At 71.8% G+C, this 25,211-nt stretch carries 25 protein-coding genes and 1 pseudogene; 11 read left to right on the top strand and 15 right to left on the bottom strand.

The window, feature by feature from the left end:
* Positions 1–2 precede the first annotated feature (2 nt).
* A complete protein-coding gene (locus ACZ7DY_RS04415; protein ID WP_471129816.1) occupies positions 3–1,496 on the bottom strand; it encodes a DNA-binding protein NsdB in 1,494 nt (497 codons plus the stop codon).
* Between the two features lie 234 nt (positions 1,497–1,730).
* Here ACZ7DY_RS04415 and ACZ7DY_RS04410 point away from each other — a divergent pair, with 234 nt between their 5' ends.
* Positions 1,731–2,918 (top strand): aminoglycoside phosphotransferase family protein, encoded by a 1,188-nt coding sequence (locus ACZ7DY_RS04410; protein ID WP_471129813.1) that lies wholly within the window; start codon positions 1,731–1,733, stop codon positions 2,916–2,918.
* 77 nt (positions 2,919–2,995) lie between these two features.
* Here the strand turns inward: ACZ7DY_RS04410 and ACZ7DY_RS04405 are convergent, their stop codons facing one another.
* From ACZ7DY_RS04405 to ACZ7DY_RS04395, 3 genes are all read right to left on the bottom strand, one after another.
* Positions 2,996–3,751: a PAS domain-containing protein gene (locus ACZ7DY_RS04405; RefSeq protein ID WP_471129810.1), complete on the bottom strand. Its 756-nt coding sequence runs from the start codon at positions 3,749–3,751 to the stop codon at positions 2,996–2,998.
* Positions 3,748–4,266, bottom strand: a complete 519-nt coding sequence (locus ACZ7DY_RS04400; protein ID WP_471129807.1) for a methanogen output domain 1-containing protein — start codon at positions 4,264–4,266, stop codon at positions 3,748–3,750. The genes ACZ7DY_RS04405 and ACZ7DY_RS04400 overlap by 4 nt, the downstream gene beginning before the upstream one ends.
* Before the next feature lie 168 nt (positions 4,267–4,434).
* Positions 4,435–4,884, bottom strand: a complete 450-nt coding sequence (locus tag ACZ7DY_RS04395) for a VOC family protein (protein ID WP_471129805.1) — start codon at positions 4,882–4,884, stop codon at positions 4,435–4,437.
* Between the two features lie 141 nt (positions 4,885–5,025).
* Here ACZ7DY_RS04395 and ACZ7DY_RS04390 point away from each other — a divergent pair, with 141 nt between their 5' ends.
* From ACZ7DY_RS04390 to ACZ7DY_RS04370, 5 genes are all read left to right on the top strand, one after another.
* Positions 5,026–5,835, top strand: coding sequence for an alpha/beta fold hydrolase (locus tag ACZ7DY_RS04390; protein ID WP_471129802.1), 810 nt, complete (start codon positions 5,026–5,028; stop codon positions 5,833–5,835).
* Positions 5,835–7,187 (top strand): PP2C family protein-serine/threonine phosphatase, encoded by a 1,353-nt coding sequence (locus ACZ7DY_RS04385; RefSeq protein ID WP_471130229.1) that lies wholly within the window; start codon positions 5,835–5,837, stop codon positions 7,185–7,187. The genes ACZ7DY_RS04390 and ACZ7DY_RS04385 overlap by 1 nt, the downstream gene beginning before the upstream one ends.
* A complete protein-coding gene (locus ACZ7DY_RS04380) occupies positions 7,184–7,543 on the top strand; it encodes an STAS domain-containing protein (protein ID WP_471129800.1) in 360 nt (119 codons plus the stop codon). Before ACZ7DY_RS04385 ends, ACZ7DY_RS04380 begins: the two co-directional genes overlap by 4 nt.
* Positions 7,544–7,596: 53 nt before the next feature.
* Entirely contained in the window at positions 7,597–8,001 is a 405-nt protein-coding gene (locus ACZ7DY_RS04375; RefSeq protein ID WP_471129799.1) for a RidA family protein, read from the top strand.
* Between the two features lie 74 nt (positions 8,002–8,075).
* Entirely contained in the window at positions 8,076–9,017 is a 942-nt protein-coding gene (locus ACZ7DY_RS04370; RefSeq protein ID WP_471129796.1) for an MBL fold metallo-hydrolase, read from the top strand.
* A 14-nt stretch (positions 9,018–9,031) separates the two neighbouring features.
* Here the strand turns inward: ACZ7DY_RS04370 and ACZ7DY_RS04365 are convergent, their stop codons facing one another.
* The 4 genes from ACZ7DY_RS04365 to ACZ7DY_RS04350 form a co-directional block, all read right to left on the bottom strand.
* Entirely contained in the window at positions 9,032–10,195 is a 1,164-nt protein-coding gene (locus ACZ7DY_RS04365) for an oxygenase MpaB family protein (RefSeq protein WP_471129793.1), read from the bottom strand.
* A 73-nt stretch (positions 10,196–10,268) separates the two neighbouring features.
* A complete protein-coding gene (locus ACZ7DY_RS04360; protein WP_471129791.1) occupies positions 10,269–11,324 on the bottom strand; it encodes a polyprenyl synthetase family protein in 1,056 nt (351 codons plus the stop codon).
* Positions 11,314–11,592 carry a polyprenyl synthetase gene (locus ACZ7DY_RS04355; protein ID WP_471129788.1) on the bottom strand — a complete coding sequence of 93 codons (279 nt, stop codon included), beginning with the start codon at positions 11,590–11,592 and terminating at the stop codon, positions 11,314–11,316. The genes ACZ7DY_RS04360 and ACZ7DY_RS04355 overlap by 11 nt, the downstream gene beginning before the upstream one ends.
* 205 nt (positions 11,593–11,797) lie before the next feature.
* Positions 11,798–12,550, bottom strand: a complete 753-nt coding sequence (locus tag ACZ7DY_RS04350) for a TioE family transcriptional regulator (protein WP_471129785.1) — start codon at positions 12,548–12,550, stop codon at positions 11,798–11,800.
* A 58-nt stretch (positions 12,551–12,608) separates the two neighbouring features.
* On the opposite strand from ACZ7DY_RS04350, the gene ACZ7DY_RS04345 reads away from it, so the two are divergent.
* Positions 12,609–13,826, top strand: coding sequence for an erythromycin esterase family protein (locus tag ACZ7DY_RS04345; protein WP_471129783.1), 1,218 nt, complete (start codon positions 12,609–12,611; stop codon positions 13,824–13,826).
* A 277-nt stretch (positions 13,827–14,103) separates the two neighbouring features.
* Here ACZ7DY_RS04345 and ACZ7DY_RS04340 read toward each other — a convergent pair whose 3' ends face one another.
* From ACZ7DY_RS04340 to ACZ7DY_RS04325, 4 genes are all read right to left on the bottom strand, one after another.
* Entirely contained in the window at positions 14,104–14,709 is a 606-nt protein-coding gene (locus tag ACZ7DY_RS04340) for a dihydrofolate reductase family protein (protein ID WP_471129781.1), read from the bottom strand.
* A 76-nt stretch (positions 14,710–14,785) separates the two neighbouring features.
* Complete coding sequence (locus ACZ7DY_RS04335) at positions 14,786–15,850, bottom strand: sodium:calcium antiporter (RefSeq protein ID WP_471129778.1); 1,065 nt, start codon at positions 15,848–15,850, stop codon at positions 14,786–14,788.
* Positions 15,851–15,956: 106 nt separating this feature from the next.
* Positions 15,957–17,609: an amidohydrolase gene (locus ACZ7DY_RS04330; protein WP_471129775.1), complete on the bottom strand. Its 1,653-nt coding sequence runs from the start codon at positions 17,607–17,609 to the stop codon at positions 15,957–15,959.
* Positions 17,610–17,667: 58 nt separating this feature from the next.
* Complete coding sequence (locus tag ACZ7DY_RS04325; RefSeq protein WP_471129772.1) at positions 17,668–19,158, bottom strand: APC family permease; 1,491 nt, start codon at positions 19,156–19,158, stop codon at positions 17,668–17,670.
* 147 nt (positions 19,159–19,305) lie between these two features.
* On the opposite strand from ACZ7DY_RS04325, the gene ACZ7DY_RS04320 reads away from it, so the two are divergent.
* On the top strand, positions 19,306–20,025 hold the full coding sequence (locus ACZ7DY_RS04320; RefSeq protein ID WP_471129769.1) for a TetR/AcrR family transcriptional regulator: 720 nt from the start codon (positions 19,306–19,308) through the stop codon (positions 20,023–20,025).
* Between the two features lie 34 nt (positions 20,026–20,059).
* Here the strand turns inward: ACZ7DY_RS04320 and ACZ7DY_RS04315 are convergent, their stop codons facing one another.
* The gene (locus ACZ7DY_RS04315) at positions 20,060–20,647 is read right to left on the bottom strand and encodes a hypothetical protein (RefSeq protein ID WP_471129766.1); all 588 of its coding nucleotides are present in this window, start codon (positions 20,645–20,647) and stop codon (positions 20,060–20,062) included.
* 366 nt (positions 20,648–21,013) lie between these two features.
* Here ACZ7DY_RS04315 and ACZ7DY_RS04310 point away from each other — a divergent pair.
* Positions 21,014–21,493: pseudogene (locus ACZ7DY_RS04310) on the top strand (cytidine/deoxycytidylate deaminase family protein); the annotation flags it as partial.
* Between the two features lie 44 nt (positions 21,494–21,537).
* On the opposite strand, the gene ACZ7DY_RS04305 reads toward ACZ7DY_RS04310, so the two are convergent.
* Positions 21,538–22,485: a LysR substrate-binding domain-containing protein gene (locus ACZ7DY_RS04305; RefSeq protein WP_471129763.1), complete on the bottom strand. Its 948-nt coding sequence runs from the start codon at positions 22,483–22,485 to the stop codon at positions 21,538–21,540.
* A gap of 70 nt (positions 22,486–22,555) precedes the next feature.
* On the opposite strand from ACZ7DY_RS04305, the gene ACZ7DY_RS04300 reads away from it, so the two are divergent.
* Both ACZ7DY_RS04300 and ACZ7DY_RS04295 read left to right on the top strand, forming a co-directional pair.
* Positions 22,556–23,575, top strand: a complete 1,020-nt coding sequence (locus ACZ7DY_RS04300) for a dihydrodipicolinate synthase family protein (RefSeq protein WP_471129761.1) — start codon at positions 22,556–22,558, stop codon at positions 23,573–23,575.
* Between the two features lie 232 nt (positions 23,576–23,807).
* Entirely contained in the window at positions 23,808–24,650 is an 843-nt protein-coding gene (locus ACZ7DY_RS04295) for an alpha/beta fold hydrolase (protein WP_471129758.1), read from the top strand.
* 42 nt (positions 24,651–24,692) lie between these two features.
* Here the strand turns inward: ACZ7DY_RS04295 and ACZ7DY_RS04290 are convergent, their stop codons facing one another.
* Positions 24,693–25,178, bottom strand: coding sequence for a winged helix-turn-helix transcriptional regulator (locus ACZ7DY_RS04290; RefSeq protein ID WP_471129755.1), 486 nt, complete (start codon positions 25,176–25,178; stop codon positions 24,693–24,695).
* Between the last annotated feature and the right edge of the window lie 33 nt (positions 25,179–25,211).

The raw sequence follows: 25,211 nt of genomic DNA, 5'->3' as shown, positions 1-25,211 counted from the left end.
GGCTACGCCCTCGCCGTCCTTCCCGCCCCCCTGCGGCTCTTCGGCAGGGCCAGCTTGATCTCCTCACGGAGATCCTGGATCTTCGGGTAACCGGCGTACTGCGCCGTCAGCCGGTACATCTCGCGCAGCCGGTCCCAGGTGCGGTGTGAGGAGTTGGCCCGCATCGACACCAGCGCCAACCGGGCGTACCTGTCGGCCTGTTCGGGGTCGTCGGCGATGAAGCAGGCGGAGGCGAGCGAGATGTAGTCGAAGATCTGCGACCGGTCGCGGTTCTTGGCCCGCAGCTCGATCGCCTCCTTCGCGTGCCGCTGCGCGACGTTCGCCGCGGACGAGTCGTGGTCGGCGAGGGTGCGGTAGGCCAGGGCCTGCATGCCGTGCAGATCCGCCTCGTCGAACATCTGCATCCAGCTCGGTGGCGGCACATCCCCCTTGTCCGACACGAAGAGGTCCTCGGCGATGCCGAGCGTGCGCCGCATCGCCTGGCCGCGCCCCATCGACGCGTGCGCCCACGCCTCGATGGTGTACAGCATCGCCCGGGTGCGGGGCAGCGCCTCGTCGCCCGCGCCCGACTGGGCGAGCTTCATCAGGTCGAGGGCGTCGTCCGGCTTGCCGAGGTGCACCATCTGGCGCGCCGCCCGGGAGAGCGCCTCCCCGGCCCGGGGGCGGTCGCCGCCCTCACGGGCCGCGTGCGCGGCGATGACGAAGTACTTCTGCGCCGTGGGCTCCAGGCCGACGTCGTGCGACATCCACCCGGCGAGCACCGCGAGGTTGGCGGCGACGCCCCACAGGCGCCGCTGGAGATGGTCGGGGTGACGGTAGGCGAGCATGCCGCCCACTTCGTTGAGCTGGCCCACCACGGCCTTGCGCTGCAGCCCGCCGCCGCGGGCCGCGTCCCACGCGCGGAACACTTCGACGGAGCGCTCCAGTTCCTCGATCTCCTGGGACCCGATGGGGGCGGCCTCATAGCGGTCGAACCCGGCGGGGTCGGCGTGCAGGGGATCCTCGATGTGGGGGGCGTCGGCCGCCAGGGCCGGATCGGTGTGCAGCCAGTCGTGCATGGCGCTGCTGAGTGCGGAGCCTGCGGCAAGCGCAGCGCCCGCGCCCACCAAGCCGCGTCGGTTGAGCATGAGGTCCATTCCCGTGAATTCGGTGAGGACCGCGGCCGTCCGCTCGGGCGCCCATGGCACGCCGTCGGGGTGCTCCACACTCCCGTCGCCACGCCGCTTCCCTGCGCGCCCGTGCCGGACCAGACCTAGATCCTCAGTGGTCACGACACGGCCGAGACGCTCGGTGAACAGAACAGCCAGCACCCGAGGCACCGGATCGCGCGGGATCTCTCCCATGTCGATCCACCGCCGCACCCGCGAGGTGTCCGTGGCCAGTTGGGGGTGGCCCATGGCCGCCGCCTGCCGGTTCACCAGTCTCGCGAGCTCCCCCTTGGACCAGCCGGCCAGGCCGAACAGGTCCGACAGGCGGGTGTTGGGTTGTCCGTTCACGTCAAGCCCCCAGGTTCTCGGCTGAGTTGACAGTAACCGCCTGTCAGTTGCTGAGCGACTATTCGCCAGGGTTCGCCAGGGTGCGCCACATGGTGTGCCAGGGGAGAACGGGTGTCAGGTAGGAATGCGCCACCCCGACCCGGTCGCCGCAAGGCACTCCCCAGGGTGCTCCCGAAGCGGTCGGGCCGGGAGGCGCACGCAATTCACAGGCACACGAAGGGATCTGTATCGCCCATGTACGCAGCATCGTCCTCCGTGTCCGCCCCGCCCCGGCCGCTGCGCCCGCGCCCCCCGGTCCACCGGAGCCGCGAGATGCCCCCCTCCGCGGGGAACGGCCCCTACCTGGAGCCGGTGCGTCCCGCCGGCACACCGCTGGGCGCAGGCCGCGTGCCCCGCGTCGCGGGTGCCGGCGCGCAACCGCTCAGCGGGAGACTCGACTTGTCCGGCCCCCAGGGGGCGCAACTGCGCACCGCGATTGCTTCGGTGCACCGGATCTGCCCCGAGTTCAACCCGGTGCAGGTGCTCCGCAGGAGCGGCCGCACCGTACTGCTCATCGGCACGGCGGGGCGTGGCACCGCCGTCGCCAAGTGCCTGCTCGATCACTCACCGGTGTGGGCCGAGCGGATCCGGCACGAAATAGCGGCCTACCGCTCGTTCGTCCGGCACCGGCCGCCTGTGCGGGCGCCGCGGCTCATCGCGGCCGACCCCGACGACTGCACGCTGGTGATCGAACGGATGCCGGGACGGGTGGCTGCCCTGCTCAGGCACCCCATCGAGTCCCCGCCCCGGGCTGACCTCCGGGCTGCGCTGGGCTCCGTCTGCCGCCTCAACCAGTGGCGGCCGCCCGCCGAGATGTTCGGCAAGCCACTGGACTACGGACGGCGGATCTCCCGCTTCCACGAGCTGGGCCTGCTGACGGACCGTGACATGGGTGACCTGCAGAAGCTGCTGCACGGCATCGCCCACTCGGCCGGGCACCAGGGCGGCGGCTCCCAGGCGATGTGGCAGTTCTGCCACGGCGACGCCCTGCTGTCGAACATCCTCCTCTCGCCCGCCGGTCCCGTACTGGTCGACTGGGAGCACGCGGGCTGGTACCTGCCGGGGTACGACCTGGCGACGCTCTGGGCGGTCCTCGGTGACGCCCCGGTGGCCCGGCGCGAGATCAGCCAGCTGGCGCAGGCCGCGGGTCCGGCGGCGCGCGACGCGTTCCTGGTGAACCTGATGCTGGTCCTGACCCGCGAGATCCGCACGTACGAATCGGCCGTGCAGCGTTCGATGCACGACTCGGCCCCGACGGCACTGGGCCCGGCCCATCCCGGTGTCGCGCCGTCCGGCGAGGAACAGCGGCTGCTGCTGCGGCGGCTGCACGACGACTGCCAGATGGCCCGCCGGGCCGTCCGGGCGGCGGTCGGCACTCGCTGAGGGGAAAGAAGTCCGCGGTGCGCTTTGGACAGGGGCGCACCGCGGACTTCCGTATGCCTCTGGCGACTTCCCGGGGACTATGACGGCGGGAGTATGACACCGGCGCTCCTGAGCGCGCCGCCGATCAGCGTCGTCACCGATTCCAGGTGCTCGGGCGGGGGCGTGCTGTCCGTGGTGAGGGCGAGGACGGCGTGCGGGGGGATCTGGACGTGGAGGAGGGCGGGGGCCGGGTTCGGCGGGGCGAGGTGCAGATCTGCTCGGGTGCAGCCGAGGACCGGCGGGACGTGCTTGGCCACCACCCCAACGACACCGTCCGCGGTGGTGGCCGTGCCGAGCTCCGCGATGAGCGCGTGCAGGCGGTCGAGTCTGGTGTGGACGGCGGCCAGTGAGCTGGTGAGCGCGTGGCGGTCCTCGGTGGCGCGGAAGCGGAGCGTGCGCTCGCGGTCCAGGGCGTTGACCCGCTCCTTGAGCGTCAGGAAGCGGTCGCCGGGGTCGATGCGGACGGCCCGCAGGTGGACGGTGGGGGCGGCCAGCCACTGCGCGCGGGCGCCGAAGCAGCGGCAGCGCACCCGCAACCCGTCGTAGCCGTGCAGGGTGAGGCCGGCCGGTGTCGGGTGGCCGGTCCGCAGCCACTGCCGGATGCGTGCGTCGACCTCGGCGGCGGACTCGGAGACCAGGGAGCTCAGGGACGGCCCGTCCTCGACGCCGGGGAGCAGCCGGGCCGCCGCGGGGTTCGCCGCCAAGGTCCGGGCGTCGGCGGAGACGAGCAGCACCGGCTCCGTGAGCAGGCCGGTGATCTTCCGGAAGAGGATCAGTGCTTCGTCGCGGGTCACTGCAGGTCGCCGTAGTACTCACGGCCCGTGCTCTGGTCCGCGTCGCGGGGCGGGCGGAGGTGGACGACGACCCGGCAGCCCACGTCCCACCGCGCGATGGTCCTGTCCAGCTCCACGCGGGCGTAGCCGAGGTTCTCCGCGGCGATGGTCCCGAAGATGTTCGACGTCATCATGCACATCGAGGGCCGGCCGACGACCTTCTCGCCGAAGGGGCAGACGCGGTTGCCGAGGACGATGCGGTGGTCGTTCTCCTCCAGGACGAAGAAGTCGCCGCCGAGTCGTCCCTTGAGGTCGACCATGACCTGGGCGACCTGCGCCCGGTCGAGCCGGTCGACGGAGAGCGCCTTTGCGTACTGGCGGTTGAGGTCACCGCCGATGGTCTGGCTGACGAGGCTGACGTATCCCGCCGCCTCCTCGAGGCCGACCACGTCCTCGAGCACGCGGGCCAGTTCGCGGATGAGACTCCGCATGAACACATCGCGGTCGAGGACGATGTCTGCTTCTGATGGTTCCACGGGGAGCCCTCTCGCGGTGCGACCGACCGACGCACGGCCTCACCTTGTGTCACCTCATGATTGCGTGCCGTGATAGGTCTTGTCGACCGGTTTGGCCAGGGTGGCGCCGCCGGGACGGGTTCCCGGACGCATGCCCCGCTGCCGTCCCCCTGGAGTCGGGGGTGACTGTCATCTGTCCTCGTCGATGGCGGGCATCGGTGCCCCGCCCGGGTGCCAGGCGTCGAGGAAGGCGGCCTGCCTGCTGATGTCGACGAGTTCGACGCGTGCCCCGATGCTGTCCATGCGGTGATAGGCGAACGGGCGGCCGTAGGGGCAGCCGGAGAAGTCGGCGGGCAGGCCCTCGTCCTCCAGGCGCCGGGAACCTCGCCGGACATCGCCGGACCAGAAGCCCATGTGGTCGAAGCGGGCCCCCTGTGTCGCGTCCCAGGGGCTGCCCGCGGGCCCCTCGATGAGTTCGATGAACGGCGGCCCGCCGGCGCTGAAGACGATGCGGTAGTCCCATCCGCCGAGCCGGTCGGCGACCGGTTCGCTCCACTCGACCCCGGCGGACCGCCGGAAGTCCCGCATCGCCTGCTCGATGTCGGGGACGACGAAGCAGACGTGGTAGAAGGCAGTCATCCCCCCATGATCGAACACGGCGCCCGGGAGGGACAGGGTGCCGGAGGTGGGACCGGTGCCGGCAGCCGTCGGGAGCCTCCGGCGCTCGTCTCCACCGTGCCCGGGCGGCCTCTGACCTCTGCGTCTGTAAGGATGGACCGTATGGATGTACGAAGCAGGAACCACGTCACGGTGACCGGGCGAGCCGACGGACCCGTGCTGATGCTCGCGCACGGGTTCGGATGCGACCAGAACATGTGGCGCCTGGTCGTGCCGGTCCTGGAACGCGACTTCCGGGTCGTCGTCTTCGATTACGTGGGCGCGGGGCGTTCGGATCTGGCGGCGTGGAGCCGGGAGCGCTACTCCTCCCTCGACGGGTACGTCGACGATGTCCTGGAGATCTGCGACGAGTTGGCGCTCGGACCCGTGACGTTCGTCGGCCATTCGGTGAGCGCCATGGTGGGAGTGCTTGCCGCGGCGAGGAAACCGGAACTTTTCGCCGGGCTGGTGCTGCTCGCGCCCTCCCCGTGCTTCATCGACGATCCGTCCACCGGCTACCGGGGCGGTTTCAGCGCCGAGGACATCGATGAGCTCCTTGACTCCCTGGAGGCGAACTACCTGGGCTGGTCGGGTGCCATGGCACCGGTCATCATGGGCAATCCGGAACGCCCCGAGCTGGGCGAGGAGCTCACCAACAGCTTCTGCCGCACCGACCCGGACATCGCGCGTGTCTTCGCGCGCGTGACCTTTCTCTCCGACAACCGCGCGGACCTCGCCCGGGTCCCCGTGCCGACGCTGGTCGCCCAGTGCTCCAGTGACGCGATCGCTCCGCCCGAGGTCGGCGCGTTCGTGCAGGCCCAGATCCCCGGCAGCCGGCTGGTGACCCTGAACGCGACGGGCCACTGCCCCCAGCTCTCCGCGCCGGAGGAGACCGCCGCGGTCATCGCCGCGTTCGCGGGTGCCGCCAGATGATGTGCGAGACCGGCGAGGAGGCGGACGGCCAGGACCCGGACCGGGACCCCAAGCGAGACCGGGAGCGGGACCCGGAGCGGGAGCGGGACCGTCAACAGGCGCAGTTCTCCGCGCTGTTGGAGGACAGTGCGGAGGACCTGTACGAGCACGCCCCGTGCGGTTACCTGTCCACCCTGCTGGACGGCCAGATCGCCAAGGTCAACGCCACGCTGCTGGACTGGCTCGGGTACGAGCGCGACGACCTGGTGGGCCGCAAGCACTTCTCCGACCTGCTGACCGTCGGCGGACGGCTGTACCACGAGACCCACTTCGCGCCGCTGCTGCGCATGCAGGGCGAGATCAGCGGGATCGCCCTGGAACTCAAGGCCGTCGACGGCACCCGCCTTCCCGTCCTGGTCACCTCCGTGGTGAAGACGGGCAGCGACGGCCAGCCGCTGCTGATCCGTACCACCGTCTTCGACGCCCGCGACCGCCGCACCTACGAGAAGGAGCTGCTGCGCGCCCGCCAGGAGGCCGAGCGGGAGCGGGAACGCCTGCAGCGCCTCAATGCCACGCTGCAGCGGACGCTGCTGCCGCCGACCCTGGCGAACGTGCCCGGCCTGGACGTCGCCGCGTACTACCACGTCGCTTCGGCCGATGAGGTCGGCGGAGACTTCTACGACCTGTTCCCGCTGGCCGCCGGCACATGGGGGCTCTTCCTCGGCGACGTCTGCGGCAAGGGCGCCGCCGCTGCCGCCATCACCTCGCTCGCCCGCTACACCCTGCGGGCGGCCGCGGTCTACGACCCGGATCCGGCGGCCGTGCTGAGCAATCTCAACACCGTCCTCAACCACGAGTACAACGGGACCGACCCGCGTTACTGCACCGTCATCTTCGGTCTCATGACCCCGGAGGGCGACGACGGCGCGTTCCGCGTGACGCTGGCCAGCGGCGGGCATCCGGCCGCGGTACTGCTGCGGGCCGACGGCACCGCCGACTACCTGCCGACGCCCGGGGGCCAGCTCATCGGTGTCCTGCCGAACGCGCACATCGCCACCACGACGGTCCGTCTTGAGGCCGGCGACACTCTGCTGCTGTACACCGACGGCCTCACCGAGGCCCACACCGCGCGCACCCGCGCCGGCGAGCGTTCGGGCGAGCGCTACGGCGACGAAGCCCTCCTCGACTTCGCCCGCGCGCAGGCACCCGCCACCGCCACGGAGACGATCGCCGCCGTCCGCGAACTCCTCGACTCCTTCGGCACCGGGGTGGACGACGACACCGCCGTCCTCGCCATCAACGTGCCCGTCCCCGCCCCCTCCCCCGACCCCGGAGCGACGCCGGTGAGACCCACCAGTGAAGAGCAGCAGTGACCCGGCTACTCACCGTCCACATCCGTGACACCCCGGCCGGCCCGGTCATGGCGCTCACCGGCGAGCTGGACCACCGCACCGCCCCGGACGCGCGGGCCTCACTCCGCGGGCTCGACCTGCGTCCCGGCCGGCGACTCGTCCTCGATCTCGGCGGTCTCACGTTCTGCGACTCGACCGGCATCACCGTCCTGATCGCCGCCCGCAACCACGCCCTGGCCGCGGACGCGGCCATCGTGCTTGCCGCGGTGCCCGACCGCGTCCACCGCGTCTTGCGCATCGCGGGCCTGGAGGAGGTCTTCCCCGCGTACCCCACGGTCGAGGCCGCGGAGGCCACCTGGAATCCGGCGACGGACTGACATATCGCGCCCAGGCCGGAATGGACGGGACTCGTCGTGATGTTGCAGCTGACATGACGAATGATCAGCGCACGATCACCAATCCGACCGCCCTCCACGACCCGACCCCGTTCGGTTACAGCCACGCCGTCTCGGCCTCCGGTGAACTCGTCTTCATCGCCGGGCAGTACGCGTCCGACGCCACCGGAAGCCCGGTGGCGGGTCCCTTCGCCGACCAAGTGGAGCTGGCCTTCGACCGGTTGGGGTCCGCGCTCGAAGCGGTGGGGCTCGGTTTCGAGCACGTGGTGCGGCTCGGGACGTTCATCGTCGACCACGACATGGCGAAGCTGGAGGAGTTGGGCAAGGTCGTGCACGCCCGCTTCGGCGAGCGGCTTCCGGCGCAGACCCTGAGCGGTGTGGCCTCGCTCGCGCTTCCGGGCATGCTGTTCGAGGTGGACGCGGTGGCCGTCCGCCCGTAGGGCCTACGCCGCGGTGCGTACGTGTGTCCGACCCCGTTGCCCGGTGCCGTGCCGGGGTCGGACACAATGCGCCCATGAACCTCCCTACCCAGCTCACCGCGGTACCCGGCGCCGAAGGACTGCATCTGTGGGCGCCCGAGGGCACCGGCCTCTGGGGCTACGCGAATTGTCTGTGGATCATCTCCGGCCCCGACGCGGCCGTCATCGACACCCCGTACGACGGGCCGCTGACCGAGGCGATGATCGCCGCGGCCCGCCCCCATCTCGGCGAACGCACCGTGGGAACCGTGGTCAATACGCACGCGAACGGCGACCACACCTTCGGCAACTATCTGTTCCCCGACGCCGAGATCATCGCCACGCGTGCCGGGTACGACCATCTCCACCACGAGCCGACGCCGCAGGAGATGCACGCGCTGGTGCACCAGGCGCCCGCCGACGCCCCGTTGGGCCGGTATCTGCGCGAGCACTTCGGCGTCTTCGACTTCGCGTCGGCCCGGCTGGCCCCGCCGACGCGGACGTTCTCCGGCCGGCACACGTTCGCCGTGGGCGACCTGGAGGTCGAGCTGCACGAAGTGGGGCCGGCCCACCACGTCGGGGACCTGGTGGCCCGCGTCGGGGACGTCGTCTGCACCGGCGACATCTTCTTCCACGGCGACCACCCGCCGCACTGGGCCGGTCCGCTGCAGAACATCATCGACGCCTGCGAACTCGTCCTCGGCTTCGATCCGCGGGTCGTCATCCCCGGCCACGGCCGCCCGACGGACCAGGCGGGGCTCGAGGAGCACCTGGTCTACCTGCGGACGGTGCAGCGCGAGGTACGGCTGCGGTTCGAGGCCGGGATGTCCGCGGAGAAGGCGATGGACGACTTGATCCAGCGGGACTTCTACCCCCATCTGGGCCTGCCCGAGCGCCTCTTGATAGTGATCGCGGTCGAGTACGGCCACCTCGGCGGCACCACCGCTCCCACCGTGCTCGAACTCGCCGGTCAGGCGGCGGCCTGGACGTACCGCTAGCACCCGCCGGGGGGTCAGTGGGCGACCGTGGGGGCGGGTGGGGTCCAACGGCGGGTGCGGGCGGCCGTGTCGGGGACGCCGTACTCCTTCTTGAGCTGCTCGGGGATGGCGTAGTGCATGACGCGGCCGCGGGTGAGGGAGGAGAGTTCGAGGATCGCGGTCAGATGTCCGAGCCGGTCCAGGACCCGGGCGCCGAGGGGTGAGCGGTCCTCGATGGTCTCCAGGACGCCGAGCAGGTGGGGCACGGCCTTGACGACGGTGTCCCAGGGGGTGCGGGGGACGTGGAGCCAGTCGGCGCAGGTGTCGCCGGTCAGGTGGCGGATGAGCGCGGAGACGAGGGGGTCGAGGAAGGTGCCGGGCACGACCTCTTCGTAGAGGTCGATCAGTTGCCGGGTCAGCTCCACGCCCTCCGCCGAGGGGCCCATGTGCCGCAGCATGTACAGGTCCAGGAAGTGGCGGGCCTCGTCGAGCGTTTCGGGCACGGCCTCCTGGTCGACGCCGAGCATGGCGCCGACCACGCGCCAGGCGTAGTAGTACGCCTCCGCGCCCTCCGTCGACATGTGGATGCCGAGGCGGTGCAGGCTGTCGAGGACCAGCAGGGAGAAGAACATCTGGCCGCCGATCATGTCCTCCTGACAGATCGGCGTCCCGAGTGCTTCGGTGTCCCAGCGTTTCTCCCGCTTCAGATGGTGGCGGATCGAGGCGTGCAGCAGCCGCACCTTCTGGGCTGCGGGGATGAACCGGCCGCCGGCCTCGAAGGCGTCCGGCCGCATGAGGTAGACGGTGAACTGGCCGGTCTCCGCCATCCGTTTGGAGGGGTACCGCAGTCCGTGGGTGGTCGAAAGGAGCTTCGCCACGTGCGGGACGACGTAGCAGGCGGGCATGGAGGCGAAGGACAGGGCGGTGGAGATGTGCACGTTGTTGTCGATGAAGAACAGCCGGGCCTTCTCCATCTCCTCCCAGTCGACCCAGGCCGGGGGGACGCTCGTGGCCCGCAGGTACTCCCGGGCGACGTCGGGCAGCCCGTCCGGCAGGGGCGCGCCCGCCGTGGAGACGTACCGCATCAGGGTGTTGAACTTGCCGACCTCTCCGCGTGCGAAGAGCGTGGCGACGGTGGCGTCGGCGAGTTCATCCCCGGCTCCCCTGAGCGCGTCCATCGACGCGTCGGTGTAGGTCATGGCGGAGTTCCTTGTCTTTCACGGGGGTGGTGTACGTGGCGGGCGGGTCACCCGGGACGCGTCTTCGGGTGGGTCAGGAGTGGCGGGCGGCCGCCGAGTGCGCCAGCTCGGTCAGGGCAGCGGCGGCGGGCGGTGGGACGTTCAACTCGTGCAGGGCGTCGAGCGCTTCGCCGACGCGCGCGGTGATCATGCCCTCGACGCGGTCGGGCGTCTTCAGCCGGCGCATCACCTCGCGCACCGCGCGCAGACCGTCGGCGTCCAGGTCGCGGCGGCCCAGGAGGCCACGGAGCCGGAGCCGGTCGTCGTCTCCGGCGAGGCGCCAGGTCTCCGCCAGCAGAGCGGTGGGCCGGTGGCCGCATACGTCGTCGGCGTTGGCCTTCCCGGTGCGCTCCGGGTCTCCGAACAGGCCGAGCAGGTCGTCCCGCAGCTGGAACGCCTCGCCCAGCGGCAGACCGTAGGCGGAGTACCCCTCGCGCAGCCGTCCGCAGGCTCCCGCCAAGGCGCCGCCGATGAGCAGGGGTTGCTCGACGGTGTACTTGGCGGTCTTGTACCGGATCACCTTCAGTGAGGCCGCGGTGTCCGGCTCGGCCCCGGTGCGGAGGATCTCCAGGCACTCCCCCGCGATCAACTCCCGTGCCAGCACGGACCAGAGCGGGCGGGCGCGGGCCAGATACGCGGCCGGCAGACCACTGGTCGTGAAGAGCTGCCCGGCAAGCCCCACCAGCAGGTCCCCCACCAGCATCGCCAACGACCGGGCGGCGGCGACGGCGCGCGGTCGGCCGCGGACGGCACCGCGCAGGGCGACATGCGCGGTCGGGCGGCCGTGCCGCAGCGCGCTGTCGTCGATGAGGTCGTCGTGCACGACGGCGGCGGCGTGCACCAGCTCCATGGCGGCCGCGGCCCGCACCAGCACGTCGCTGTCCGGTTGCCCCACGGCCCGCCAGCCCCAGTAGCAGAACGCCGCGCGCAGGCGTTTGCCGTCCGCGACCGCGGCGGTCAGCTGCCCGGCCACCGGCAGGAGCGCCTCGTCGATCTCCGCGAACCGGTCCGCTTCCTCGGCGACGAACGGCTGCAACACCCCGTCGACGCGCGCCTTGAACGCGGCCGGCTCCCACCGGTCAGTGGTCATCGCGGGCCCGCCGGGCCAGGGCCTGTCGGGCGAGGACTTCCAGGTGGGCCGGGGGCGCGGCGGCGTACCGGTCGAGCGCCAGGCGTCCGCGCGCCAGCAATTCGTGCTCTGCGTCCGACACCATCTCGGCGGCGTCCGAGCGGCGAAGCAGCCCCCGCACCGTCCCGAGCACCGCACCCAGCGTGCTCACCGCCAGGTCGGCCATCCCCGCCACCAGCAGGACGGCACGCTCGTCCGGGCCCCCGCCGCGACCGGTCTCTTGCGTCATGGCACTCCCCCACCCACACCACTCCAGGGCGACGCCGGTGAGCGCCGTCCTCCCCAGGATCACCGCGCGCGGGACCACAGAGAGGAGGAAGTCACGATCGAGTGATCACCTCGCTTGGTTGTACGGATCACGGGCGCGGATGTGCTCGCCGCCGCCTTTTCCCCCGCCGGTGGGTGAACGGAGCCGCATCCAGGGCGCAGGTGGCTCAGCCGCGCATGCGGAGGTACGTCTCCAGCTCGGCGGCCCCGGCCAGCATGGCCCGCCCGCGGGCCGAGAGCCGTTTGTGCCAGTCGCTCAGCGCCTCCTCCAACGGTTCGAGCCCGCCCGCCGCCCGCACGTGTGCGATCAGCGGGGCGATCTGCTCCAACAGGTATCCGCCGCGCCTGAGTTGGTGGGCGAGCCGGGCGTCGCGCACGTCGGACTCGTCGTAGACGCGGTAGCCGGTGCGCGGGTCGCGTCGGGGGCTCACCAGCCCGGCGCGCTCCCATTTGCGCAGGGTGGCGGGGCGGATGCCGAGTCTGCGCGCCAGGGGACCGATGAACGCGGGGTCGGCTCCCGGCGCGGCGGCGGGCCCGGGGCGTGTGCCCGGCCGGTCGTGCGTCGTGTCGGGCGCCAGGTCGCGGAGGGCGTCTTCCACGGCTCGCAGGGTGTGCCGGTCGTCGAGGAGTTGGGCGTGGCTCTCGTCGATGTGGCGGAACGCCTCGTCCACCTCGCCCCGGTTGACCGCTCGCATGATCGACGTCGCCGTCCGGTGGCCGTGGCCCGGCACGAGGGCGAGGAAGGCGCGCAGGGCGCCGGCGTGCAGGGGGGTGTAGGCGCGGTAGCCGTGGGGGGTGCGGTCGGCGTCCGGGAGGATGCCGGCCTCCTCATAATTCCTGATCGCCTGCGTGGACAGACCGTGCTCGCGCGCCAGGTCGACGGGTCTCAGCCGCTCCCGGCTTTGAAGGTTTTTCCCCATGGAGGCGACCGTATCGCGGCAAAGTCTCCACAGAGGGTTCAACGATAGCGTCGAAGGCATGGCTACCGACCTCAAGCAGATCACCCGTACCGTCGACGCCGCCGCCGTCATGGAGCTGTTTCCCGCGCGGCCCCGGCTCCTCGCCCTGGGCGAGCCGACCCACGGCGAGGACGCCCTGCTCGAACTCCGCAACGAACTCTTCCGGCAGCTCGTGGAGGAGGAGGGGTACCGGACGATCGCGATCGAGAGCGACTGCCTCATGGGGATGAGGGTCGACGACTACGTCACCTCGGGCACCGGCACCCTCGACGACGTCATGGAGCGGGGGATCAGCCACGGCTGGGGCGCCTCCACCGCCAACCGCGAGCTGGTGCGCTGGATGCGCGCGTACAACGTCCGCGCCGACCGGGCCGGCCGGCCCGCCCCCGAGCGGCTCCGCTTCGCCGGCTTCGACGGCCCCCTGGAGATCACCCACGCGGCGAGCCCCCGACAAGCCCTCACCGCACTCCACGGTTTCCTCGCGGACCGGGTGGACGCGGAGCTGCTCCCGTGCGCCGCGGAGACCCTCGACGGACTGCTCGGCGCCGACGAACGGTGGACCGACCCCGCCGTGATGATGGATCCGTCGCGGTCCGTGGGGCGGTCCGCCGAGGCCGGCCGGTTGCGGCTGCTCGCCGACGACCTGGTGGCACTGCTCGACCAGCAGGCGCCGCACCTGAGGGCGGTGTCCTCGCGGGACGACTGGGACCGCGCGCGCCTGTACGGGCGCACCGCGACCGGTCTGCTGCGCTACCACCACTGGATGGCCGACACCTCACCGGCGCGCATGGCGCGGCTGGTCGGCGCGCGGGACCAGATGATGGCCCACAACATCCTCGCCCTCGCCGACCGGGGACCGGCGCTCGTCCACGCCCAGAACGCCCACCTCCAGCGGTCGAAGAGCGCGATGCGGATGGGTGGGGATCCGGTCGAGTGGTGGGGTGCCGGGGCGCTGGTGAGCGGCCGGCTCGGCGACGCGTACGCCTTCGTGGCCACGGCGCTCGGCACGATTCGGCACCAGGGGGTGGGCACGCCCCCGCCGGACACCGTCGAAGGCCTCCTGTACGCGCTCCCCGAGGACCGCTGCGTCCTTGGTGGCACGGAGTTGGCCGCGGTCTCGGAGGAGACGCGGCCCGCGCTCCGCGTCTCCCCCTGGTTCGGCTACGCGCCACTGGATCCGGCCCGCCTGGCGGAGTGCGACGGCGTCGTCTTCGTCAAGGACGTCACGCGGAGGTAACCGGGCCGTGCCGGAGGTCGAGAGGGCATACGTCTGCGCTGCCGCGACCAGCAGCGGGGTGAACTCCACGACGCTGTGCGAGGCGACACCCTTGAGGACATACGGATCGGTGGAGAGCAGCCGGTCAAGTTCTTCGGCGGGCATCCGGGGGGCGAGGTAGACACCACCGACCAGAGGCACCTGGCGCCCGGCCACCAGAAGCAACTGTCGGGATATGAGCTGCTTCAACCACTCGCCGTGGGCTGGCGATCACATTTCATGGTCCCGGAGACAGGCTCTAGTAACTGTCGTAACTGGGCTTGCCGCTGGGCCGGTAGACGCCTAGGACGGTGCCGCCCTTCGTCGTCGAGACGCTTACCGGCTCCAGCGCGGTGGGGATCGCCCCGTCGGCGAAGAGCCGCTTGCCGGTGCCGATGATCACCGGGTGGATGGTCAGCCGGTACTCGTCGACGAGGTCGTGCCGGATGAGGGTCTGGGCGAGATCCCCGCTGCCGACGACGGTGATGTCGCCGCCGTCGGATGCCTTCAGCTCGCGCAGGGCTTCGCTGATGTCGCCCTCAAGCAGCGTGGAGTTCTGCCACGCGAGGGACGTCAGCGTCCGGGACGCCACGTACTTGCGGGTGCTGTTCATCCGCTCGGTGAAGGGGTTGGCGGGATCGGCGGTCGGCCAGTACGACGCGAAGATCTCGTACGTCTTGCGGCCGAGCAGCATCGCGTCCGAGTGCTGGTACCAGCCCGCGATGGCCGCGCCGACCTCGTCGTCGGTCACCGCTTTCTGCCAGCCCCCGTGCTCGAAGCCGCTCGCCGTGTCCTCGTCCGGACCGCCCGGTGCCTGCATGACGCCGTCGAGCGTCAGGAACGTACAAACGATGATCTTGCGCATGGTGTGCTCCCTTCGTTGACGGGTAGACCACGCGGCGGCCGGAAACTCATCGGCGGACCCTCTCACCCGGGGAGGTTCACGTGGCGATGGTTGCCAGGCCCGCGATGCCGATCACGTAGACGACGACGGCGGCGACGCTGTCGATGCCCATGCGCGCGTACAGGCGGCGGGGGCGGAAGATGAGCCCCGCCATGTAGATGACGGTGAGGACGATGCCGAGCGCGGTCAGGTAGATGTCGGTGTCGTGCGCGGCCGGCAGGACGGGCTCGCCGGAGATGACGGTGGCCAGGAGGAACAGGACGGGCAGGAAGGCGTTGCCGCCGAAGATGTCGCTGATGGCGAGCTGGTAGTCGCCCAGCTTCGTGGAGGTCAGTCCGGTGCTGACCTCGGGCAGGGAGGTGGCCGCGGCCAGGACGGTCGCGCCGAACAGCACACCGCTCAGCCCTTGCCGGGCGAAGAACTCCTCGCCGCTGCGTTCGATGACCACACCCGCCACCAGCGTCGCCAGCGCCGCCGCCGCGAAGACGAGTGCGGCACCGCGGGTGCCGACCCCCTGGTCGGTGGCGGCCTTTTCCTTCTTCCCGCGGGAGTGGCCGCGCGGCTCGGGCTGGGTGTCCGGGGCGTCACCGCCCTCCCGCCAGGGCAGGCCCCGGCCCGCCCGGTTCAGCAGCACCAGGCCGATCGCCCACAGCGCGGCGATCGCCACCGACGCCGGGGCCAGACGCGCGGCGTGCAGGCCGGGCGAGAGCTGGGTGCCCATGACGACCACGGCCAGGATCACCACCACGAGCGCGCCTTCGAGCACCAGCTGCAGGCTGGCGGCCAGGCGGGTCAGCGACGCGCGGGGACGGACCCCGGCCGCGTCCAGGACGGCAAGGACGACGGTCTGGATGGCGATGCCGCCGAGTATGTTGCCGACGGCGACGTCCAGCTGGCCGGCCATCGCGGCCGAGACGGTGATGGCGATCTCCGGCAGGTTGGTCGCGATCGCCAACAGGATGAGCCCGCCGAGGGCACCCCCCAGATGGAGACGTTCCGCCAGGACATCGGTGGTGTCGGACAGCTTGATGCCCGCGTACCAGATGACGGCCGCACTGGCCATGAACAACATCAGCAGCACCGGCGAACTCAAAGATCCCATGGGGCGCCGTCTACCCGAAGGAGGTAGTGAGCCGGCATAGGCCGGCCCATGGAATGGTCAAACGGTGCTGCTGACAGGCGCCGCGGCGCACACCGGCGCGCCCGGCTCAGTCCGCCGCGTACACGCGCTGCCCTCCGACGAAGGTCTGCTCCACCCTCGTGGCCGCGATCTCGTCCGTCGGCGCGGCGAACGGATCGCGGTCAAGCACCGCGAAGTCGGCGAGGTATCCGGGCGCGATCGTGCCGGTCACCGCGTCCAGGTGGTTCACGTGGGCGCTGCCCGCCGTGTACGCGGCCAGCGCGGCGCCCAGGTCGATCCGCTGCCCGGGCAGGAACGCCTCGGTGCCCTCCGGCGCGTCGGGCAGCACCCGGTTGACGGCGACATGGATGCCCTGGAGCGGGTCGGGGCTCGACACCGGCCAGTCGCTGCCCGCCGCGAGGGTGGCCCCCGCGCGCAGCAGCGCCCCGAACGGGTACTGCCACCCGCTGCGCTCCGGCCCCAGGAACGGGATCGTCAGGTCGTCCATCTGCGGCTCGTGCGCCGCCCACAGCGGCTGCATGTTGGCGCTCGCCCCCAACTGCCGGAAGCGGCCGATGTCTTCGGGATGCACCACTTGCAGGTGGGCCAGGTGCGGCCGGGTGTCGGTGAAGCCGTTGGCGTTCCGTGCCGCCTCGACCGCGTCGAGGGCTTCACGGACGGCCCGGTCGCCGAGCGCGTGGAAGTGCACCTGGAAGCCGTGCGCGTCGAGCTCGGTGACGTACCGTTTCAGCGCCTCGGGCGGTACGAAGCTGATGCCGCTGTTGTCCGACGCGCAGCCGCAGCCGTCCAGGTAGGGGCCGAGCAGCGCCGCCGTGCCGTTCTCCGCCACCCCGTCCTGCATGATCTTGACGCTGGGGCAGGTGAGCCGGCCCCGGCTGCCCGCCGCACGCCTGGCGACCAGTTCCTCGATCTGCTCGGTGCCGCGTGCCCGGTCCCACCACAGGGCGCCGACCACCCGCGCGGTCAGCCGTCCGTCGTCCGCCGTCGCGAGATAGGCATCGGTAGCGTCGGTCAGATTGGCGTGCTCGCCGAGCAGGGCGTCCTGCCAGGCCGTGACGCCGAGCGAGTGCAGGTAGGCCTGGGCGCGCAGCAGGCCGGTGATCTTCTCCTCCAGGGTGACCGGCGGGAGCAGGCGGCCGACCAGGTTGGCCGCGCCCTCCTGGAGCATGCCCGTGGGCGCGCCGTCCGCCTCGCGTTCTATGCGGCCGTCCGCCGGGTCGGGTGTCCCGGCGTCGATGCCCGCTCGTTCCAGGGCAAGGGAGTTGACCCAGGCGCCGTGATGGTCGCGATTGACCAGGTAGACGGGGCGGTCGGGCACCAGCGCGTCGAGTTCCGTCGCGGTGGGCAGGCCGCCGGGAAACGCCTCCATGGCCCAGCCGCCACCGGTGATCCATTCGGCTTCCGGGTGGGCGCGGGCGTAATCGTCGATCAGTCGCCGATACTCCGTCAGGGACGTCGTGCCGCTCAGATCGCACTGGCCCATTTCCAGGCCGCCCCCGACCGGGTGCACGTGCGCGTCCTGAAAGCCGGGTACCAGCAACTTGCCTTCTAGGTTGACGACTTCGGTGCGCGGGCCGATGAGCTCGCGCACCTCGTCGTGGCCGACGGCGACGATGCGCTCGCCGCGCACGGCGACCGAGGTGGCGCGGTGCCGTGCGGGGGACGTGGTGTGGACCGGACCGCCGGTGAGGACGAGGTCGGCGGGGGCGGCGTCGGGCATGGAACGGCTCCTTGCGGTTTCGGGGGTCTGTCGGGGGGGGCTGGGTCGAGCGGTGGCGTCACACGGTTTCGGGTGCGGTCCGCCCGGCCGTGCTCTGCGGGGTCCTGTCGGACGCGAAGTAGGGCGAGCGGCGCCCGTACTTCGCCCACGCCGCCATCACCAGGCCGGAGACGACGATGGCCGTGGGCACCGCCAGCATGAACCAGCCGTTGTCCGGGCTGAGTTCGAAGTGGTCGCTCATGGTCAGGTAGGAGTAGCCGAGGTAGCCGCCCATGCCGAGCAGGACGAGTCCGGCCGCGGTGGGGGCGACGACGGCGTGCAGCGCCTGCGCGGGGCGGGTCCGCAGCAGGGCGCGGAAGCGCACCGCGCAGGCGAGTGCCGTCAGGCCGTAGTAGAGGGCCACGATCAGGCCGATGGAGTTGACGGCGGTGAGGATCATCTCGTTCAGCCTGGGGATGGCGAGGGCGAGCACCGCGACCGCGGCGGCGATCACGGTGACGAGGACCGTGCCGATCGCCGGGGAGCCGAAGCGGGGGCTGATCCGGCTCCACACCGGCCCCATCGTCCGGTCCCGTCCCATGGCGAGCAGGCCGCGGGCGGTGGGGATGACGGTGGACTGGAGGGACGCCACCGCGGAGCACATGAGGGCGAGCAGCGGCAGGCTCGCCCACGGCTCGTCCGCCAGTTTCCCGCCGAGGTGGGTCAGTCCCTGCGGCCCCTCGGCGATCAGCTCCGGGAGGCTCAACTCCCGCTGGAAGGCGACCGATCCGTACAGGAAGAGCGCGAGCATCGAGAACAGCGCGATGAACCCGCCGCGGCCCACATCCCGTACGTCCTTCGTCTCCTCGGCGACGCTGAACGCCGCGTCCCAGCCCCAGAAGAAGAACACCGCGAGCACCAGCCCCTGGGCGAACGCCGTGCCGTCGGCGATGGCGAAGGGGTTCAGCCACGACCACTGGAAGGCGTGATCCCCCTGGGTGAGGGCCAGGCCGCAGAAGATCAGGAGCACCGCGTACTCGAAGACGAGGAGTCCGGTCTGGAAGCGCGTCGCCTTGCGCACACCGGTCACTGCGGTGACGGTGACGGCCGCCAGGACGAGCAGGCCGACGGCGGTGCTGAAACCCGTCGAGTTGGGGTCCAGACGGATGCCGAGCACTTCGCGCAGCCCGGCCTTCCGGCCGAACTGGAGCACCACGGAGCCGGTCACCGCGCTGGTGTACGCCATGAAGATGACGGTGCCGACCAGCGTGACCCAGCCGGTGAGGAACCCGAGCCACGGCCCGAGCGACTTGCCGACCCAGGTGTAGCCGGAGCCCATGTCGGGCTCGTCCCGGCTCAACCGGGCGTACGCGGCGGCGATGCCCAGCATCGGCACGAACGCGACGAGCAGGATCGCCGGCGCCTGGGCGCCCACGGTCGCCGCGAGCGTGCCCATGCCGATGCCGAGACTGGTGGTCGCCGCGGTGTTGGAGGCGGCGAGCGCGACGCCGTCGATGACGCCGAGCGAGCGTGGCAGAGCCGGGGGACCGCTCTTCGCTGAGGCACTCATGGGCATGCTCCTGTGACCGTGGGAGGGCGAGGGAGGCATGAGCAAACCTGCTTGCCAATTTTAAGTCAATGGTGTTGTCATAAGGGCGAGCGAGGGCCGGGAACGAGGGCGACGGACCGCCAGTGTCAGGCGGGAAGGGCGGCGGACATGGCCGAGACCGGCAGGGTTCCTGCGGAGCGACGACGGCGCAGACCCACCAGATCCGGAGTGGTGCTCTCGGAGAAACTGATCGTCGACTGCGCCCTGCGCCTGGTCGGACAGCAGGGCCCCAACGCGCTCAGCGTGCGCCGCCTCGGCGCGGCGCTCGACTGCGACCCGAGCGCCATCTACCGCTACTTCCACCACACGGACGACCTGCTCCTGGCCATCGCCGATCAGCTCATCGGCGAGGCGATGGCGGGCTTCGAGCCGGGCGACGACTGGGTGGCGGGGCTTCGCGAGATGGGCCGCCGCATCCACCGCGGCTATCGCGCGCACCCCCGGATCGCGACGATGGCCGCCTACCGGGTGACCCGCCGGATCAACGAATTCCGGGCCGTGAACACCGGCATCGGCCTGCTGCTCGGCGCCGGCTTCGACAAAGCGGAAGCGGTACGGCACTACGCCGCGTTCGTGGACACCGCGTTGGGGCACGCGGCGCTCGACGCCGCGCATCTGGCGCTGGCGCCGCAGCAGCGGGCGGCGGACGAGGCGGCGTGGACGGACGCCTATCAGTCACTGGACGCGGACGAGTACCCCCATCTGGCGTCCGTGCAGCGGGAGTTGCCCCTGATGCAGGGCAGTTCCTTCGAACGGGCGCTGGATCTCCTGCTGATGGCGCTGGAAGCGGAGGCGACGGGGCGGACGAGGGCGCGTACGGTCGACTGACCTCGGCGCACGCATGCGCTGCCGCCCCTCCCCCTCACTCCCACGTGACCAGGAGCCCCCGGTGCCGTACGCATCCGCCGTCGGCGTGCAGCATCGGCTCCCCCGTGTACCAGTTGGGCCGGAACGACAGCGTGATGTCGTGGTCTTCCGTCGTCGTCCGGATGCCGGGCAGACCTGCCCCGGGCCGCCCCTGCTCCGGGGCCGGTATGTCCTTCACCGTCAGCCCCTTCGCCGACCAGTCCTTGCGGAGCGTCTCGAGCGCCGCGTCGTACGCGGCACGGTTCGCGAAGTCGGGCGCCCAGGTGACGCTCGGCTGATCACGGGTGACGCCTTCGGAGTCGGTCCCGAAGTCGTCCACGCAGGACGAGTTGGCCATCTCGTGTTCGTCCACGATGGCGTCGGGGTCCATGTGCAGGGTCCGTACCGCGCTCTCGCCCGCCTCTTCCGTGAACCTCAGGTGCTCGCGGAACTCCGTCTCCGACATCACCGGCCCGGCCGCACAGCCCTGGGTGAGGGCCGAGACCAGCACCACCGCGCCACCGGCGAGCAGCGCCCTGGTGTGGCGTCGGCGGAGCCTCGCGCGGACCGGGGGGTGCGGGGCGGGAGCGTGCGTCGTCGTCATGGGCCCATCCCAGCAGGCGGCCCGCACCGGGCGACACCGCTCTCGTACTCAGTCGGCGGGTGAGTACCCGGCGTCGCAGGGGGTACGTCGATGGTCCGGAGGGACGCGCCGAGCGAGGCGGAACGGAGCAGCAGGGAAGCCTGGAAGCAGAGGAAGCCCGGGAGGGAGGGGGCGCCGCCGTGCGAGAGGTGGCCGACGGACCTTGCCGGCGCGCGATCCGATCGACGACCCGCCCGCCGGACATACCCGCCGAAGACATGGATCAGGCGAAGACATGGATCAGGCCGGACGACGTGATACGTCTGCGGTACAGCCCCGAGGAGACCAGGACCTGTGAACAACCGCTCCCCCGCCGCCTGCGGACAGCCCGGCCCCGGCGACCGGACCACCGTCGCCGACGGCGCCTGGCTCGCGGTCGCCTGCCAGCTCGCCACCGACTGCCCGCCCTCCGGGACGGAGTTCAGCGCGGGCGCGGTCGTCGTCGCCGAGGACGGCACCGAACTCGCGCGTGGCCACGCCCGGGAGACCGACCCGCATCACCACGCCGAGGAGGTCGTCCTCGCCAAACTCGCCCCGGACGACCCTCGTCTGGCCACGGCCACGCTCTACAGCTCCCTGGAACCGTGCGCGGAGCGCGCCTCCCGGCCCCGCCCCTGTGCCGAGCTGGTCCGGCGGTCCGGCATCCGGCGGCTGGTCACCGCCTGGCGCGAGCCCGACGCCGCGGTTCGCGGCACGGACGGCAGCACCGATGCCCGCGACAACGGGTGCCTGGGGGACGACATCACCGTCGTAGAGCTGCCCGAGTACGCCGACGCGGCGAAGGCGCCCAACGCCCATCTGCTGTAGGCGGAGACGCCCGCCGCTAACCTGCCTGCTACGGCCGATGACCGTCAGCGCGGCGAGGTCGTACCCGTCGTGCCCTCGCTCTCCGGAGCGGTCAGGTCGCTCACCGCCGTCCGCGCCGCGTCCACGAAAGCGGCGATCGCCGGATGCGTACCGCCGCCCGCCCGGAAAGCGACCTTCGAGCGGCGGAAGAGCGGCAGCTTGGTCAGGACCGCCCCCGCGAACCGGGGCTCGGTGGCCATCTCCGGCACCAGCCCGGCGCCCTGTCCCGCAGCGGCCAGGGCGAGCACCGTGCGGAAGTCGTTGACCTGGTGGCGGATCCTCGGCTGGAACCCGGCCGCCTGGCATGCGCGTACCGCCATCGCGTGACCCGTCGTGCCCTCCCGCGCCGTGGTCCATGGCGCCTCGGCGTACGGGCCGAGCAGCTCCGCCAGCGTGTCGCCGCCACCGGGGTCCGTGATCTCCGGGTGGGTGACGAGGTACATCGGCTCTTCCAGCAGAGGCACCTCGTCCACGGTGGTGTCCGGTGAGGCGGGAACGAAGTCGTAGTCGTGGACGAGCGCCACGTCGAGCTCGCCGGCCCGCAGGCCGTCGGAGACGCGGGCGGAGTCGATCTCCTGCACCATCGGCTCCAGTGCGGGATGCCGCCGGGCCAGCTCGGCCAGTGCGGCGGGCACGATGCTGTGACCGCCCGAGGGGTAGGTCCCGATGCGCAGCGGGCCGCCGATGCCCTCCCGCGCTCCGGCCAGTTCGGCGACGGCCAGCTCCAGGCGTTGGAGCACGGCGTCGGCGTGTACGACGAGGGAGCGCCCGGCGGGCGTGAGGACCACCCGCCTGCCGCTGCGTTCCAACAGCGGAACGCCCGCTTCCCGTTCCAGTACGCCGAGCTGCTGGGAGACGGCGGACGCGGTGAAGGACAGCGCCTCGGCCACGGCCGCGATCGTGCCCCGCCGGTCGAGCTCGCGGAGCAGGGAGAGACGACGAACATCAATCATTAGTTCAGCTTAGGCATGAGGGTAGAAATCAGAAATGGATCTACCGGGTCCCCTGCGCCAGGGTGGGAGCATGAAGCCCAGCCCGAAGCCCAGCCCGATCGACCCCGCCCCGATCTTCGAGCCCGACGCGGCCTTCGACATCGACACCGACCCGCTCTTCGGGCCCGGCCCGGCCCCCTGGCCCGGTCCGACCTTCGACGGTCTCTACGTCCCCCTGGTGACGCCGTTCACGGACGACCTGCGCCTGGCCCCCGACGCGCTGGCCCGGCTCGCCGACGAGGCCCTGTCGGCCGGGGCCGCCGGCCTCGTCGCCCTCGGCACCACCGCGGAGACGGCCACGCTCACCGCGGAGGAGCAGCGGACGGTGGTACGCGTCTGCGCGGCCGCCTGCCGCGCGCACGGGGCGCCGCTGATCGTCGGGGTCGGCACCAATGACACCGTCGCCGCCATCGAGTCGCTGCGGGAGCTCGCGGCCGGCGGTGACGTGGCAGCGGCGCTGGTTCCCGCGCCGCCGTACATCCGGCCCGGCGAGGCGGGGACGCTGGCGCACTTCGCCGCGCTGGACGAGCACGGTGGCGTACCTCTGATCGTGTACGACATCCCGTACCGCACGGGGCAGACGCTCGGCATCGAGGCGATCAAGGCGCTCGCCCGCATACCGGGGGTCGTCGGGATCAAGCACGCGACGGGCGCGATCGACGCGACGACGGTGGAGCTGCTCGCCTCTCCCCCGCCCGGTTTCGCCGTGCTCGGCGGCGACGACGTCGTCATCTCGCCCCTCGTCGCGGCGGGCGCCCACGGCGGAATCATCGCCTCGGCCAATCTGCGTACGGCCGACTACGCCGAACTGATCGCGTTGTGGCGCGACGGCTCCGGCGTCCCGGCCCGCAGACTCGGCGCCGAGCTGTCCCGGCTGTCCTCGGCCCTCTTCACCGAACCGAACCCGACGGTGATCAAGGGGGTGCTGCACGCGCAGGGGCGCATCCCCAGCCCGGCCGTCCGGATGCCACTGCTGGCGGCCTCGCCCGACGCGGTCCGAGGGGCGACGCTCCTCGCCGACGGGGGTGTACGGGAGGGAGCTTCGGTCTGAGGGGGGCGGAGGGGGAGGGAGGCCGGCGGGGGAGGGAGGCCGGCCCGCGAACCTGGATGCGGGGCGGTACCGGAGGGCCGACGTTGACATTGGAGCCGGGGCCTCGCCTGCTGAGGCGGGTCATGCGGGGCGCGCGCACGGCTCGGCCGGTGGATACGGAGGCCGCGCGTCCAAACCGGCCGGTGGGCACGGAGGCCGCGCGTCCGGCTCGGCCGGTGGGTACGGTGCTCGGGTGACCACTGTCAACGTCAATGGCGTCGCCCTGGGCATCGAGTCCTTCGGCGACGACGACGCGCCACTCGTCCTGCTCGCCGGCGGGACCACCATGCTCTCCTGGCCCGACGCGCTCTGCGAACGTCTCGCGGCCGGCGGGCGCCGCGCGGTCCGCTACGACCTCCGTGACAGCGGCGAGTCGACGACGGTGGACCCGGAGGCGCCCGGCTACACCCTGCGCGACCTCGCCGCCGACGCGGCCGCCCTGGCCCGCGCACTCGGTTCCGGACCCGCGCACCTCGCGGGGATCGGCGTCGGCGGGATGGTCGCCCAGGCGGCCGCGCTCGACCACCCGGGAACGTTCTCGGCACTCACCCTGGCGGGCACCCGCCCGGTCGCGCCAGGACCCCCCGACGACGACCTGCCCGACCACGACCAGGCGACGATGGGCAGGCTGTTCTCACATCCGATGCCCGACTGGGCCAGCCGTGCGGCCGTGGTGGAATTCGCCGCAACCGGGGCGGAGATCCTCGGCGACGACCCCGCCGCCGCGCGTACGAGGGCCGCGCGAATCTGGGACCGTACGCCCGGCACCTCCCCCGCGATCCAGATGGCCAACCAGCGGGGCATGGTCTTCTCCAGGATCGACTGCGCACCGCGGTGGCGTGAGCGGCTGCCCGAGATCGACGTCCCCACGCTCGTCGTCCACGGCCGCCACGACCGGTTCTTCCCTGTCGGCAACGGCGAGGCGATCGCGCGGGAGATCCCCGGGGCGCGGCTGCTGATCCTCGAAGAGGCCGCGACCGCGATGCCCGACGCGGCGGCGGGCGAGGTCGCGGAGGCGATGCTCGCGCTCGGCTAGCGCGCGGAGCCCGGCCCTCCGACTCGGTCCGAGGGCTACGGGCTACGGGCTACGGACTACGGTCGGGTCAGCCGGGCCGGCGGGGTCGACCTTGTGGACGATGGTGTCGTCCGGGTCCACCCGGCGTCCGTCGGCGGACAGGACTTCCAGGGGGCGCAGGGGGTCTCCCTGCCGCCGGTCGACCAGTTCCGAGTGCGGTTCGCCGGGCGCGAAGAAGTTCTGCTCGCCCCACTGCCGGAGGGCCACGATGACCGGGAAGAGGGCTTTGCCCTTCGGGGTCAGTACGTACTCGCGGTAGGCACTGCCGTCCGATGCGGGGACGGACTCGAGGACACCGCCCGCGACCAGATTCCGCAGTCGCGTGGTGAGGATGTTCTTCGCGACGCCGAGGCTGCGCTGGAACTCCCCGAAGCGCCGACTGCCGTCGAAGGCGTCCCGCACGATCAGCAGGGACCACCAGTCACCGATCGCGTCCACCGAGCGCGCGACAGGACAGTCACTGTCGTCGAAACGCGTCCTCGTCACCATGGCGCAGCCCCTCACTTCCCCTGACACCCACAA

The organism is Streptomyces sp. NPDC037013 (assembly GCF_055607265.1).
This window is presented reverse-complemented; position numbering and strand designations above follow the sequence as displayed.

Excerpts from the sequence above, each read along its gene's own strand:
- ACZ7DY_RS04410 (WP_471129813.1), top strand. The coding sequence starts at position 1,731 with ATGTACGCAGCATCGTCCTCCGTGTCCGCCCCGCCCCGGCCGCTGCGC.
- ACZ7DY_RS04395 (WP_471129805.1), bottom strand. The coding sequence starts at position 4,884 with ATGACTGCCTTCTACCACGTCTGCTTCGTCGTCCCCGACATCGAGCAG.
- ACZ7DY_RS04390 (WP_471129802.1), top strand. The coding sequence starts at position 5,026 with ATGGATGTACGAAGCAGGAACCACGTCACGGTGACCGGGCGAGCCGAC.
- ACZ7DY_RS04385 (WP_471130229.1), top strand. The coding sequence starts at position 5,835 with ATGTGCGAGACCGGCGAGGAGGCGGACGGCCAGGACCCGGACCGGGAC.
- ACZ7DY_RS04375 (WP_471129799.1), top strand. The coding sequence starts at position 7,597 with ATGACGAATGATCAGCGCACGATCACCAATCCGACCGCCCTCCACGAC.
- ACZ7DY_RS04370 (WP_471129796.1), top strand. The coding sequence starts at position 8,076 with ATGAACCTCCCTACCCAGCTCACCGCGGTACCCGGCGCCGAAGGACTG.
- ACZ7DY_RS04365 (WP_471129793.1), bottom strand. The coding sequence starts at position 10,195 with ATGACCTACACCGACGCGTCGATGGACGCGCTCAGGGGAGCCGGGGAT.
- ACZ7DY_RS04360 (WP_471129791.1), bottom strand. The coding sequence starts at position 11,324 with ATGACCACTGACCGGTGGGAGCCGGCCGCGTTCAAGGCGCGCGTCGAC.
- ACZ7DY_RS04355 (WP_471129788.1), bottom strand. The coding sequence starts at position 11,592 with ATGACGCAAGAGACCGGTCGCGGCGGGGGCCCGGACGAGCGTGCCGTC.
- ACZ7DY_RS04350 (WP_471129785.1), bottom strand. The coding sequence starts at position 12,550 with ATGGGGAAAAACCTTCAAAGCCGGGAGCGGCTGAGACCCGTCGACCTG.
- ACZ7DY_RS04345 (WP_471129783.1), top strand. The coding sequence starts at position 12,609 with ATGGCTACCGACCTCAAGCAGATCACCCGTACCGTCGACGCCGCCGCC.
- ACZ7DY_RS04340 (WP_471129781.1), bottom strand. The coding sequence starts at position 14,709 with ATGCGCAAGATCATCGTTTGTACGTTCCTGACGCTCGACGGCGTCATG.
- ACZ7DY_RS04335 (WP_471129778.1), bottom strand. The coding sequence starts at position 15,850 with ATGGGATCTTTGAGTTCGCCGGTGCTGCTGATGTTGTTCATGGCCAGT.
- ACZ7DY_RS04330 (WP_471129775.1), bottom strand. The coding sequence starts at position 17,609 with ATGCCCGACGCCGCCCCCGCCGACCTCGTCCTCACCGGCGGTCCGGTC.
- ACZ7DY_RS04325 (WP_471129772.1), bottom strand. The coding sequence starts at position 19,158 with ATGAGTGCCTCAGCGAAGAGCGGTCCCCCGGCTCTGCCACGCTCGCTC.
- ACZ7DY_RS04320 (WP_471129769.1), top strand. The coding sequence starts at position 19,306 with ATGGCCGAGACCGGCAGGGTTCCTGCGGAGCGACGACGGCGCAGACCC.
- ACZ7DY_RS04315 (WP_471129766.1), bottom strand. The coding sequence starts at position 20,647 with ATGACGACGACGCACGCTCCCGCCCCGCACCCCCCGGTCCGCGCGAGG.
- ACZ7DY_RS04305 (WP_471129763.1), bottom strand. The coding sequence starts at position 22,485 with ATGATTGATGTTCGTCGTCTCTCCCTGCTCCGCGAGCTCGACCGGCGG.
- ACZ7DY_RS04300 (WP_471129761.1), top strand. The coding sequence starts at position 22,556 with ATGAAGCCCAGCCCGAAGCCCAGCCCGATCGACCCCGCCCCGATCTTC.
- ACZ7DY_RS04290 (WP_471129755.1), bottom strand. The coding sequence starts at position 25,178 with ATGGTGACGAGGACGCGTTTCGACGACAGTGACTGTCCTGTCGCGCGC.